Origin of the sequence: Rothia sp. HMSC064F07 (genome assembly GCF_001837265.1) — a bacterium.
In the GTDB taxonomy this organism is placed as follows: Bacteria; Actinomycetota; Actinomycetes; order Actinomycetales; family Micrococcaceae; genus Rothia; species Rothia mucilaginosa.
This window is the reverse complement of the sequence record NZ_KV831928.1, coordinates 129,292-141,393: the sequence shown is the minus strand read 5'-3', so window position 1 is coordinate 141,393 and position 12,102 is coordinate 129,292. Positions and strand designations below refer to the sequence as shown.

14 protein-coding genes are annotated in these 12,102 nt (G+C 58.3%); 13 read left to right on the top strand and 1 reads right to left on the bottom strand.

Going from position 1 to position 12,102, the window contains the following annotated elements:
- Positions 1 to 154 precede the first annotated feature (154 nt).
- The 11 genes from HMPREF2712_RS08380 (at position 155) to HMPREF2712_RS08330 (ending at position 9,584) form a co-directional block, all read left to right on the top strand.
- The gene (locus HMPREF2712_RS08380) at positions 155 to 1,441 is read left to right on the top strand and encodes an MraY family glycosyltransferase (RefSeq protein WP_070819734.1); all 1,287 of its coding nucleotides are present in this window, start codon (positions 155 to 157) and stop codon (positions 1,439 to 1,441) included.
- Complete coding sequence (locus HMPREF2712_RS08375) at positions 1,441 to 2,013, top strand: hypothetical protein (RefSeq protein WP_070819733.1); 573 nt, start codon at positions 1,441 to 1,443, stop codon at positions 2,011 to 2,013. The genes HMPREF2712_RS08380 and HMPREF2712_RS08375 overlap by 1 nt, the downstream gene beginning before the upstream one ends.
- A 28-nt stretch (positions 2,014 to 2,041) precedes the next feature.
- Complete coding sequence (locus HMPREF2712_RS08370; protein WP_005506464.1) at positions 2,042 to 2,302, top strand: hypothetical protein; 261 nt, start codon at positions 2,042 to 2,044, stop codon at positions 2,300 to 2,302.
- Between the two features lie 112 nt (positions 2,303 to 2,414).
- On the top strand, positions 2,415 to 3,206 hold the full coding sequence (gene atpB / locus HMPREF2712_RS08365; RefSeq protein ID WP_005507804.1) for a F0F1 ATP synthase subunit A: 792 nt from the start codon (positions 2,415 to 2,417) through the stop codon (positions 3,204 to 3,206).
- A gap of 143 nt (positions 3,207 to 3,349) precedes the next feature.
- Positions 3,350 to 3,553 (top strand): ATP synthase F0 subunit C, encoded by a 204-nt coding sequence (atpE, locus tag HMPREF2712_RS08360; protein ID WP_005506461.1) that lies wholly within the window; start codon positions 3,350 to 3,352, stop codon positions 3,551 to 3,553.
- A 51-nt stretch (positions 3,554 to 3,604) separates the two neighbouring features.
- Positions 3,605 to 4,162, top strand: a complete 558-nt coding sequence (locus HMPREF2712_RS08355) for a F0F1 ATP synthase subunit B (RefSeq protein WP_049326923.1) — start codon at positions 3,605 to 3,607, stop codon at positions 4,160 to 4,162.
- Positions 4,162 to 4,974, top strand: coding sequence for a F0F1 ATP synthase subunit delta (locus HMPREF2712_RS08350; RefSeq protein WP_049354850.1), 813 nt, complete (start codon positions 4,162 to 4,164; stop codon positions 4,972 to 4,974). The genes HMPREF2712_RS08355 and HMPREF2712_RS08350 overlap by 1 nt, the downstream gene beginning before the upstream one ends.
- 187 nt (positions 4,975 to 5,161) lie before the next feature.
- Positions 5,162 to 6,787 (top strand): F0F1 ATP synthase subunit alpha, encoded by a 1,626-nt coding sequence (gene atpA, locus HMPREF2712_RS08345; RefSeq protein ID WP_070629493.1) that lies wholly within the window; start codon positions 5,162 to 5,164, stop codon positions 6,785 to 6,787.
- Positions 6,788 to 6,862: 75 nt separating this feature from the next.
- On the top strand, positions 6,863 to 7,804 hold the full coding sequence (locus HMPREF2712_RS08340) for a F0F1 ATP synthase subunit gamma (protein WP_070506648.1): 942 nt from the start codon (positions 6,863 to 6,865) through the stop codon (positions 7,802 to 7,804).
- Between the two features lie 56 nt (positions 7,805 to 7,860).
- Complete coding sequence (gene atpD / locus HMPREF2712_RS08335) at positions 7,861 to 9,324, top strand: F0F1 ATP synthase subunit beta (RefSeq protein WP_005507810.1); 1,464 nt, start codon at positions 7,861 to 7,863, stop codon at positions 9,322 to 9,324.
- 2 nt (positions 9,325 to 9,326) lie between these two features.
- Positions 9,327 to 9,584 carry a hypothetical protein gene (locus HMPREF2712_RS08330; RefSeq protein WP_070629492.1) on the top strand — a complete coding sequence of 86 codons (258 nt, stop codon included), beginning with the start codon at positions 9,327 to 9,329 and terminating at the stop codon, positions 9,582 to 9,584.
- Positions 9,585 to 9,815: 231 nt separating this feature from the next.
- Here HMPREF2712_RS08330 and nucS read toward each other — a convergent pair whose 3' ends face one another.
- Positions 9,816 to 10,529, bottom strand: coding sequence for an endonuclease NucS (gene nucS / locus HMPREF2712_RS08325; protein ID WP_070687950.1), 714 nt, complete (start codon positions 10,527 to 10,529; stop codon positions 9,816 to 9,818).
- Between the two features lie 227 nt (positions 10,530 to 10,756).
- On the opposite strand from nucS, the gene HMPREF2712_RS08970 reads away from it, so the two are divergent.
- Together HMPREF2712_RS08970 and HMPREF2712_RS08320 are read left to right on the top strand one after the other, a co-directional pair.
- The gene (locus HMPREF2712_RS08970; RefSeq protein ID WP_080562540.1) at positions 10,757 to 11,083 is read left to right on the top strand and encodes an ATP/GTP-binding protein; all 327 of its coding nucleotides are present in this window, start codon (positions 10,757 to 10,759) and stop codon (positions 11,081 to 11,083) included.
- 66 nt (positions 11,084 to 11,149) lie between these two features.
- Entirely contained in the window at positions 11,150 to 11,968 is an 819-nt protein-coding gene (locus tag HMPREF2712_RS08320) for an alpha/beta hydrolase (protein ID WP_070819732.1), read from the top strand.
- Positions 11,969 to 12,102 lie beyond the last annotated feature (134 nt).

Sequence of the window (12,102 nt, the reverse complement as noted above, 5' to 3'; positions counted from 1 at the left end):
AGCGTATGGAGAGATTCTGTACCGTTTAGTCCCGGGCTACTGAAGAGTTCTATAGAATACGAAGTAAACACACACACACTACGCACACATCGTCCCTCAGCCGCGATTCTGGAGTTTGCGTCCAGGGGAGCGGCGCCAATGCCTTGGAGCTGGTATGACCTCCTTTTCTGAGCTGTTGAGTATTTTTGCTCTTGCTTTTGTTTTGGGTGCCCTTTTGCCGTTTGCGGTGCGCCCGATTTTGCACCGCTACGACATGGTGGATGTTCCTAATGAGCGTTCTTCGCATACTGCTCCGACGTACCGCGGTATGGGTTTGGCGACTGCGGCTGCGACCTTTGTTGCGTTTGTTGCGGCTACTCTGTTCGGCTGGACGTACCGTTCTGCTGAGTCGTTGCAGCTGGCGGTGACGATTGCCGCGGCGATTCTGTGTGCTCTTGCCCTGGGCTGGCTTGAGGATATCCGCGGCGTGAGCATTGTGCGTCGTGCGGGCCTGCAGCTGGTGATTGGCGTACTGGTGAGCGTGAGCTTCGCGACAGTGCAGGGCACGAACGTTCTGGTACTGATTCTTGGCGCGATTTTTATTGCCGGCTACATTAACGTGGCGAATTTTATGGACGGTATTAACGGCATTTCTGGTGCTCACGGTCTGGTGGCTGGTTTGGCGTATGCGCTGACCGGTTGGATGGTGAACCTGCCGTGGCTGGCTTTGGCTGGTGTGGCTGTTGCCGGTGCTTTTGCGGCGTTCCTGCCGTGGAATGTGCGCCCGGGTAAGAACGTGTTTTTGGGCGATGCGGGTTCTTATGTTTTGGGCGCGGCGCTGGGTACGTTGGCTGTGGGTGCTTGGTTTGCGGATGTTCCGTTCCTGTTGGCTTTTGCCCCGCTAATGACTTATCTGGCGGACGCGGGTACGACTCTGTTCCGTCGTTTTATGGCGGGGGAGCAGTGGTACAAGCCGCACCGCACTCACACGTATCAGCGTCTGACGGATGTTGGTTTCAGCCACCTTGGCTCGACCGCCGTGGTGACGGGTACGACCATTCTGGTGTGGGTGCTGTTGGCGTTTGCGTCTGATTTGTATGCTGCGGGATCTGTGGTGGCGACCGTGGGTGTGGTTCTTGTGGCTCTTGCCGTGCTGGTGGTGTATCTGCGTATGCCGCAGCTCTTTGGCGGTGAGGCTCCTATTTCTACGATTGATCTGTCGAAGCGTTTTGCAGCGGATTTGAAGGGTTCGGCGTCGAAGGCGAAGTCGGCAACTGCGGAGCCTGCTACCGGCTCGTTGACCTCGGCGACTGGCGTTCCGGCGACTCCGGAGCGTGTGGAGCCTACCTCGCTGCATCCGGAGCCGATTATGCCGGATTCGGTGAAGGATCGTGCGGGTCAGCCTTCTTCTGCTTCCTCTTCTTCGACGCAGTCTAATCAGAATCGTGGGGAGAAACACTAATGGTTTCTGAACGCTTTAAAGCCTCAGTTGAGACTCCTTTAGAGCCTTTGTGGCGGCGCGTAGTCGACGTTCTCTGGTATCCGCCTGCTGAACGCATGAAGCAGCAGAAACACCGCCGAGAGCGTGCTCAAGCAGGTTTGAAGGTATCTTCCTTCGAGAGTCAAGAGCTTTCCTGGAAATTTTTGTTCTACAGAGTATCGACTTACTCTCTGCTGGCTTGGTTGGGCGGTATGATGAGTGCGTACCTGTTTGCGGGCCCCGTGGGCGCGCTAGGAATAACATTGGGCTTTCTGATAATCTATATATGCTTCACTCTGGGCGTATTAGTTATGTTGGTTGCTCCCATTTTCGACTGGGGTGTACCCAAATCGCTGGTGGTGAGCTACCTCGTGAAGATTGCTCTGCTCGGTCTGGTATTGATGTTTGTGCCGTTCCCCGAGAATCTGAGGCACGGTTGGACTCTCGCAGGCGCATGTACCGGCGTGATTCTGTGGATTGTTATTGAAACAGTCAGCATCGCACGACTGAGAATTTTGTACTTCGACACCGACTCGGAAGACCATGGTCGGTAACACGATTGGTGTTTGAAAGGAAAAACGTTTGGCCGAAGAGAAGAAGTGGTGGGACGGAGATAAAAAGCTCCGCACCACCGGAGAATTGGTATCTGACGGAGGGCTCTCCGGCGCAGTCATGTCGATTCTCTATCTGATCATCGGTGTAGCAGTGTGGGGAGGCATCGGTTACCTCGGTGACCTGGTCTTCTCCACCACCTGGCTGGTGTGGGTTGGCGTCTTGATTGGCGCTGTTGGAGGTTTGACCCTCGTCTTTACCCACATGACCAGGCAGAATAAAGACCGTTAGGTCATTGAACGCGGACCGCTAGGTCACACATTCATCCATGTAGTTAGCATGTCAGTCGTTTATAGGCAGACATGGGCTCTTGATAGCCACTAGTAGCAAGAAAGGACTTGCTTTGATCGAGAACGGGTTGATCCTCGCGGAAGCCTATGTGCCGCCGACCCCTGAAGACATGCATCTGCCCCCCTTCTTCACCATTGGTGATTTCGCTTTCGGTAAGCAGAACGTACTGATTCTGCTGTCCGTGGTGATTATTGCGGTCTTCTTCCTCACCGCAGCACGTAAGCGTGCCATGGTTCCCGGCAAGACTCAGTTCATTGCTGAATCCGGCTACATGTTTGCTCGTAACTCCCTCGGCAAGGAAACCCTGGGCGTTCAGCACTACAAGCCTTTCGTGCCGATTCTGTTCGCCTCCTTCTTCTTCGTTCTGGTGAACAACCTCTTCGGTTCGATTCCGTTTGTTCAGCTGCCCTCCTTCTCCCACCCCGGTAGCGCCTACGCACTGGCTGGCGTCGCATACCTGACCTGGGTTGGTGTTGGTATCAAGCGCAAGGGCCTGGGCGGCTTCTTCAAGGACATCACCATGCCTTCGGGTCTGCCGGTGTGGATTTACCCCATCCTGATTCCGATCGAGTTCTTCTCGAACCTGCTGATTCGTCCCGCAACTCACGCACTGCGTCTCTTCGCGACCATGTTCGGTGGTCACCTGGCGCTGATGGTTGCTTCCAGCATGGTGACCTACATGGTTGAGACCCTGGGTGGCATCGGCTACCTGGCTGCTATTGCTCCCGGTGCTCTGGGCATGTTCCTGTACTTCCTGGAATTCATGATTCAGTGCATCCAGGCATATGTGTTCGCTCTGCTGCTGGCTGTGTACCTGCAGGGCTCGGTTTCCGAGGGACACTAAACTCTTTAGTTTTTTAGGTTTTCGCGTTCGTCATTGGGCGTGAATAAAGCAACCCACACGTTCACTGTGCGGGCTATTAACTCAAATCAAACTCTGTTCGGTCCGGGTATGTTCCCGGTCGAGCACTGTTGAAAGGAAAAATAATGGTTGGTTCCATCACTGCGGTTGGCTACGGTCTGGCAGCTATTGGCGGCGGCATCGGCGTGGGTCTGATCTTCGCGGCATACATGACCAGCGTTGCTCGTCAGCCCGAGTCCCAGAAGACCCTGCAGCCCATGCTGTTCCTGGGCTTCGCACTGGTCGAGGCACTGGCAATTCTGGGCCTGGTTCTCGTCTTCATCAAGTAACCGGCTCTGCCACATCCTAAACGACCCATCCCATAGAACAGGATTCCCTCCATGATTTATCTGGCAAGCGAAGGGGGAGCGGAGGCAACTTCGAACCCCCTGATTCCCGACGTCGGGGAAATTGTCATTACCCTCATCGGATTCCTGATCCTCTACTACATCGTTGCTAAGTACGTTGTCCCGGCGTTCGAGAAGATCTACCAGGACCGTAAGGAAGCAATCGAAGGTGGCCTTGCCAAGGCCGAGAAGGCACAGGCAGAGGCTGCAGCGGCTCGCGATGAGTACACCCAGCAGCTCGAAAGCGCTCGACTGGAGGCTCAGAAGATTCGTGAAGAGGCACGCGCAGAGGGCGAGGCAATCATTGCCGATGCTCGCGAGCGTGCAACCGCTGAGGCTCAGCGCATTAGCGATAATGCAGCAAAGGCTATCGAGGCAGAGCGTGCGGCAGCAGCAGTGTCCCTCCGTTCCGAGGTTGGCACTCTTGCTACGACCCTTGCCGGCAAGATTGTGGGCGAAGCCCTCAACGATGATGAGCGATCGGCCCGTGTGGTAGATCGTTTTCTTGCTGACCTTGAAACCGAGAAGCAGAACGCAGGTGCGGCTCGGTAATGGCAGGAGTATCTACTGAATCACTGAGCAAGGTGGAAGAGGTGCTGGAAGCTCACGCTTCCCTGCAGCCCCTGAACCTGGCGAGCGAGCTTTTCGCTGTGGTTGATGTTCTCGACCACAACGGCACCCTGCGCCGTGCTGTCACCGATTCTTCGCGTGATGCAGCAGCACGTCAGGGTATCGCTAACACCGTCTTCGGCGGCAAGATCTCTTCGCAGGCTATGGCTGTGCTCACCAATGCGGTGGCTCAGCGCTGGTCTGATGATGCTGATCTGGCGAACGCCCTGGAACGTGCAGCAGTGCTCGCCGTGACCGCATCGGCTCAGTCTCGCGGTGGCGTGGATGCCCTGGACGAGGTGCTCAACGAACTACTCACCTTTGTGCGTACCGTTGATTCCAACGCTCAGGCGCAGGAAGCGCTGTCCGACCATCAGGCAAGCAAAGAAGCAAAGAAGAAGCTCGCCGTGGCGCTCGGTGGCCCCGCCACCACCGCCGAAGGTGTGCTTCTGCTCGAACGAGTTGGCTCCAACCCCCGCGGCCGTCACGCTGCACGGGTAGCCGATGAGTTCGCAGAAATCATCGTCACGCGACAGAACCGTTACATTGCGCGAGTAACTAGCGCGATTGCGCTGTCGCAGGCACAGCTTGAACGTCTCGGTCGCGCGCTCAACGCCGTGTACGGCCGTGAGCTGAAGCTCGACGTTTCGGTGGACCCCGCCGTTCTGGGCGGTCTGCGTGTTCAGGTGGGCGACGAGGTGATCGACGGTACCGTCGAGACCCGCATGTCCGACCTGACTCGTTCCATCGGCTAGCGGCTCAAGCTAGCGACGCTGAACCGTTCGTCGCAACGGTGATTTAGAAGATACCTCGGGTAGCGGGTGCGTGGCTGATGCCTCCTTCGCAGAAGCGGCGGCATTGCCCGCCCGTTCAACCCGAATTGCAAGTTTCGGTTGGTTCCGTTGACGGAACGCAACCACAATGAGAGAGCAGGGACACAAGATGGCCGAACTGACCATCAATGCCGAAGATGTCCGTAATGCGCTGAACGAGTTTGCAGCGTCTTACGAACCCGGCAATGCAGAACGTGTTGAGGTGGGTCGAGTTGTATCGGCCTCCGACGGTATCGCTCGTGTCGAGGGCCTTCCCTCGGTTATGGCGAATGAGCTGCTTCGTTTCGAAGACGGCACCCTCGGCCTCGCACAGAACCTGGATACCCGCAATATTGGTGTGATTGTCCTGGGTGACTTCACCGGTATTGAAGAGGGCCAGGTCGTACACCGCACCGGTGAGGTCCTCTCGGTGCCCGTTGGCGACGCGTACCTCGGTCGCGTTGTTGACCCCCTCGGTAACCCGATCGATGACCTGGGCCCCATTGAGTCCGAAGGTCGCCGTGCACTGGAGCTGCAGGCTCCCGGCGTGACCCAGCGTAAGTCGGTTCACGAGCCGCTGCAGACCGGTCTGAAGGCAATCGACTCGATGATTCCGATCGGTCGCGGTCAGCGTCAGCTGATCATTGGTGACCGCCAGACCGGTAAGACCGCTATCGCGATCGACACCATTCTGAACCAGAAGGACAACTGGGCTTCCGGTGACCCCGAGAAGCAGGTTCGATGCATCTACGTGGCTGTTGGCCAGAAGGCATCCACCATTGCAGCTGTCCGCCACACCCTTGAGACTCGCGGCGCGCTGGAGTACACCACCATCGTGGCATCTCCCGCATCTGACGCAGCAGGCTTCAAGTACCTGGCACCCTACACCGGTTCGGCTATCGGCCAGCACTGGATGTACGGTGGCAAGCACGTCCTCATCATCTTCGACGACCTGTCGAAGCAGGCAGAAGCATACCGCGCTGTGTCCCTGCTGCTGCGCCGCCCGCCGGGACGTGAAGCATACCCCGGTGACGTCTTCTACCTGCACTCCCGCCTGCTGGAGCGTTGCGCTAAGCTCTCTGACGACCTGGGCGCAGGCTCGATGACCGGCTTCCCGATCATTGAGACCAAGGCAAACGACGTTTCCGCCTTCATTCCGACCAACGTCATCTCCATTACTGACGGCCAGATCTTCCTGCAGTCCGACCTGTTCAACGCTAACCAGCGTCCGGCAGTCGACGTCGGTATCTCCGTCTCCCGTGTTGGTGGTGCCGCACAGACCAAGGCTATGAAGAAGGTCTCCGGTACCCTGAAGCTGGAGCTGGCACAGTACCGTGCAATGGAAGCGTTCGCAATGTTCGCATCCGACCTGGACGACGCTACCAAGGCACAGCTGACCCGCGGTTCTCGCCTGACCGAGCTGCTGCGTCAGCCGCAGTACACCCCGTACGCAGTTGAAGAGCAGGTTGTCTCCATTTGGGCTGGTACCTCCGGTCACCTCGACGACATCGAGATTTCCGACGTGCTGCGCTTCGAGGCAGGATTCATCGAGTACCTGCGTCACAAGACCTCGGTACTGACCGATATCGCTTCCTCCGGCAAGCTTGAGGATGACACCGTTGCAGCTCTGAAGTCCGCAGTTGCTGACTTCAAGCAGGGTTTCAAGTCTGAGGGCAGCAGCCACCTCGTCGACGCAGGTCACGAGGAGCACAAGGCAGCTCGCGATAGCGACATCACTCAGGAAACCATCGGTTAGCGATTAGTCCTCGCCTTCTCCCCGCCTCAGCTATGAGGCTGGGGCGGGGCAGAAAGCAAGGAGAAAGGAAGCTCTATGGGAGCCCAGATTAGGGTTTACCGACAGAAGATTGCTTCGACGTCGTCTATGAAGAAGATCTTCAAGGCGATGGAGATGATCGCGACCTCCCGCATTAACAAGGCTCGTAACGCTGCTCAGGCAGCCGGACCTTACGCGAACGCTCTGACCCGCGTGGTGACTGCGGTTGCGACTCAGCACGGTATTAAGCACCCGCTGATTCACAAGCCGAACGAGTCCGAAGCCTACGAACACCGCCGCTCCGCAATCCTGGTTGTTACCAGTGACCGCGGTCTGGCAGGTTCGTACTCCTCCGCTATCCTGCGTCGTACCGAATCTCTGATTGAGAGGCTGCGCTCTAACGGCCAGGAGGTACAGCTGTACCTGGTTGGTCGTAAGGCAAAGGCTTACTTCGAGTTCCGTGAGCGCCCCTACGCCCGTGCGTGGGAGGGCCACACCGATGCACCTCGCGTCGAAACCGCCGTCGAGATTCGTGACGCGCTGCTCGAAGCCTACGACCTGCCCTTCGAAGAGGGCGGCGTGGACGAACTGCACATCGTATACACCGAGTTCAAGTCGATGGTTGTTCAGGAACCCAAGATTCTGCGCCTGCTGCCCATCCACGTGGGTGACGCAAAGGCTATGGGCGAGGAAATCGTTCCCGACCAGGAACTGACCAAGGCTGAGTACGAGCAGGCGGCATCCTTCGAGTTCGAGCCCTCCGCTGAGGAAGTGCTCAACGCGCTGTTGCCGCGCTACATTGCATCGCGTATCTTCTCCTGCCTCCTGCAGGCAGCAGCAAGTGAGCTGGCATCCCGCCAGCGCGCAATGAAGACCGCAGGTGACAACGCTGAGACGCTGATTACCAAGTACACCCGTTTGATGAACAACGCACGTCAGGCGGAAATTACTCAGGAGCTCTCCGAAATCGTGGGCGGCGCAGACGCCCTCGGCTCCTAGTATTGGTACGCCAACGAAGCCATCAACTGTCCAAACTTTCTAAGTAAGTGAGAAATATGACTGCCACCTACAACGAATCGGTCTCCGCACCGACTCAGGGCGCAACGGGTCGTATTGCCCGCGTCATCGGCCCCGTGGTCGATGTCGAGTTCCCCGCCGGTCAGGTCCCCGAGATTTACAACGCTCTGACCACCGAGCTGACCCTCGACGGTCGCACCCGCACCATCACCTTCGAGACCGCACAGCACCTGGGCGACTCGATCGTTCGCGCTATTTCCCTGCAGCAGACTGACGGCCTGGTCCGCGGTCAGGCTGTAGTCGACACCGGCGCACCGATCTCCGTCCCCGTTGGTGACGGCGTGAAGGGCCACATCTTTAACGTTCTCGGTGACGCACTCGACGTGCCGAACTCCGAGATCAAGGCTGACACCTACTGGCCGATCCACCGTGCCGCTCCCGGCTTCGCAGAGCTGGAAGGCTCCACCGAAATGCTGGAGACCGGTATTAAGTCCATCGACCTTCTGACCCCCTACATCAAGGGCGGTAAGATTGGTCTGTTCGGTGGTGCAGGCGTGGGTAAGACCGTGCTGATCCAGGAAATGATTACCCGTGTGGCTCGTAACTTCGGTGGTACCTCCGTGTTCACCGGTGTTGGCGAGCGTACCCGTGAGGGTAACGACCTGTGGGTCGAAATGGAAGAAGCAGGCGTTCTGAAGGACACCGCTCTTGTATTCGGCCAGATGGATGAGCCCCCGGGAACCCGTCTGCGCGTGGCACTGACCGGTCTGACCATGGCGGAGTACTTCCGCGATGTTCAGAACCAGGACGTGCTGCTGTTCATCGACAACATCTTCCGTTTCACTCAGGCAGGTTCTGAGGTTTCCACCCTGCTGGGCCGCATGCCCTCCGCAGTGGGTTACCAGCCGAACCTGGCGGACGAAATGGGTCTGCTGCAGGAGCGTATTACCTCCACCCGCGGTCACTCCATCACCTCCATGCAGGCAATTTACGTGCCTGCGGATGACTACACCGACCCGGCGCCGGCAACCACCTTCGCGCACCTGGATGCGACCACCGAGCTCTCTCGTGAAATCGCATCGCGCGGTCTGTACCCGGCAATTGACCCGCTGTCCTCCACCTCCCGAATTCTGGACGCACAGTACATCGGTCAGGAGCACTACGACACCGCAATTCGCGTGAAGGCTATTCTGCAGGAAAACAAGGAACTGCAGGACATCATCGCGATTCTGGGTGTGGACGAGCTCTCCGAGGAGCAGAAGATTGTCGTGGCACGTGCACGTCGTATCGAGCAGTTCCTCTCCCAGAACACCTACACTGCAAAGCAGTTCACCGGTGTCGAGGGTTCGACCGTTCCGCTGAAGGACACCATCGAGTCCTTCCAGATGATCTGCAACGGCGATGTCGACCACATCCCCGAGCAGGCGTTCTACAACATTGGTGGTATGGACGACGTTATGCGCCGCTACGAGGAAATCAAGGCACAGACTGGAGCTAAGTAATCATGGCTCTGAAAGTTGAAGTTGTTTCCCGCGAACGCGTCGTGTGGACTGGCGAAGCGAAGTACGTTCGTGCACGCTCCGTCAGCGGTGACCTCGGCATCCTGCCGGGCATGATCCCCACCTGCACGCTGCTGGCACAGGACGGCGAGCTGCTCATTGAACCTGTTGATGGTGAGCCCATTAAGACCATCCTCAACGCAGGTTTCTTGACCGTCTCGAACGATCACGTGACCATCGCTGCAAAGCACGCACAGATTTAAAGTCGGTTCTCTACAGAGGGAATTGACCGCTGTGTACACCTCGCCGGTGTTCCACCCTGAAAGGGGAGGGGCACCGGCGATTGGTGTATCCGGGGGTAGAGCATGGGCCCAGAAAGAGCGCGCGTGCAGAACGACAGCGTGCATAGAAAGATAATGCGCACAGAAAAGGGGCGCCTCCCATGTATCGGGAGGCGCCCCTCAAACTATGTGTAGCCGCCTAGCTAGAGTCGTTTAGAACAGGCGGTCAGCCGAATCGTCCACGCCGCGCATCGCGTCGTAGTCCAGGCTGACGCAGCGGATGCCGCGGTCCTCAGCCAGGGTACGAGCCTGCGGCTTAATCGTCTGCGCCGCAAACACGCCGCGCACCGGAGCTAGCAGCGGGTCACGGTTGAGCAGCTCCAGGTAACGGGTCAGCTGCTCCACACCGTCAATATCGCCCACACGCTTGAGCTCGACCGCCACGGAGACGCCGTGCGCATCCTTCGCCATGATGTCTACCGGACCGATAGCGGTCGGGTACTCGCGGCGTACCAGCGAATAGCCCTCACCGAGAGTGTGGATCTGCTCGGCGAGCAGACGCTGCAGGTCAGCCTCCACACCGTCCTTGATGAGGCCTGGGTCAACACCCAGGTCGACGGTGTGCTCGTGCTCAATCTTGTAGATACGAATCATGAGTCGGTCATCGCTCTTAGCTGCCTGAACGGTCCACAGCTGCTGAACATCGGATTCCAGGTCCTCACGGATGCTCTGCGGAACGTCCTCACGCTCAGCCACCAGCAGGGAACAGGGAGGGCTCATCCAGTTCAGAGGCTTGTAGGAACCGCCGTCGGAGTGAATGAGGACGGAGCCGTCATTCTTGACCATCAGCAGGCGGGTAGCGCGGGGCAGGTGGGCGCGGAGGCGGCCCTCATAATCTACGGAGCATTCAGCAATGACAATACGCATCCGTCCACTCTAGCAGGTACGAGTGTTTGGCTCTAGCAGGTGAGGGTATGAGCTAGGGAACCTGAGCTTGGTACAGGTCACGGATGGGGCACAGTAGGGAGGTGCGGCACAGAGCGGGGGAGTACCGCCTCAGTATGAGTACCACGCCAGTATGAGGAAGAGCGTAGAGCGAACAGGTGTGAGACGGGTAGGCAGAGATAGCTGAGCGGCGCGGTAGAATAGGGCTCATGGCACGTAAGAATCACCCCGGCAGGCGAGCATCCGGCACCACCAGCGATAAGTGGCACCGTCAAGCACCCGCAGGGCGTGATATCAGCAGGATTCTGGACCCTGCACCCCGATTGGAACGTGACCGATACGGTGACTGGCTGGTGCAATACATTCCCGCCGTCAACGCCCAAAAAACCTACACCTGCCCCGAATGCTACCGCCCGATTCCGCCCAGAACAGCACACCTGGTGGTGTGGCAAGAAAGCCACACGATGGGCCGTAGCCGCGCCATTGACGAGCGCAGGCACTGGCATCAGCACTGCTGGCGCACCCGCCGCAAATAGGCTGAACACTGCACTTGAGGTGCAGCCCAAGACCATATTCTCGAATCCATTTCTTGAAGGAACGCAATGAGCAACACCGCCGATATCACCCGCGAGCAGGAATTCGATCCCGCCCGCTACGTCTTCAGCACCGCCGCTGAGCCCACCCCCATTAAGGCACGTACTGTGCTTCCTGCACGCCGCGAGAATTTTACCGTCACCACCGCGGACGGCAAGCGCCTCGTCGGTGAACTCGCCTTGCCCGAAGGCGAGGTCAAGGCAACCCTGGTGACCTTCCACCCGCTACCCACCCACGGCGGCTACATGGACTCGCACGTGTACAAGAAGGCGTCTTTCCGCCTGCCGGCGCTGTCGAACATTGCGGTGCTGCGTTTCAACACTCGCGGCACCTCCTCGATTCGCGGCACCAGCGAAGGCGTCTTTGACGGCGGCTTTGCCGAGAAGAAGGACTTCGACGCAATCCTGAAGTTTGTACGCGAGCGCGCCCTGCCGAACCCCTGGCTGGTCGGATGGTCCTTCGGCACCGAGCTGGTGCTCAAGTACGCGCCCGAATACGCGAACGAGTTCACCGGCGCTATTCTGCTCTCCCCGCCGCTGCACCGCGTGCACCCGGCTGAGCTGGACGAGTGGAACAAAATCTCGAACCCGCTGTACGCGCTGGTGCCCGAGCACGACGACTACCTGCAGCCTCCGGCAGCGCGTGAGCGTTTTGCGGCTGTACCGCGCACTCGGGTGATCCCCTTTGAGGGGTGCAAGCACCTGTGGGTGGGCGAGAAGTCCGTGCAGCAGGTCCTCAACACCGTGGTCAGCATCGTAACCGGTGCACCCACCGAACTGCCTACCGAATACACCGGCCCCGTGGCAGAAGAAATCACTGAGCTTTAAGGTTCGGCATAAAAACACGGCATAAAAATATCAAGGCGGCAGCTTTGGATAGAACATCCAAAGCCGCCGCCTTCGTATCTATACGGGATGCGTGCCCCCACGGGAAGAGTAGCGAGAGCGTAGATAACCTACAA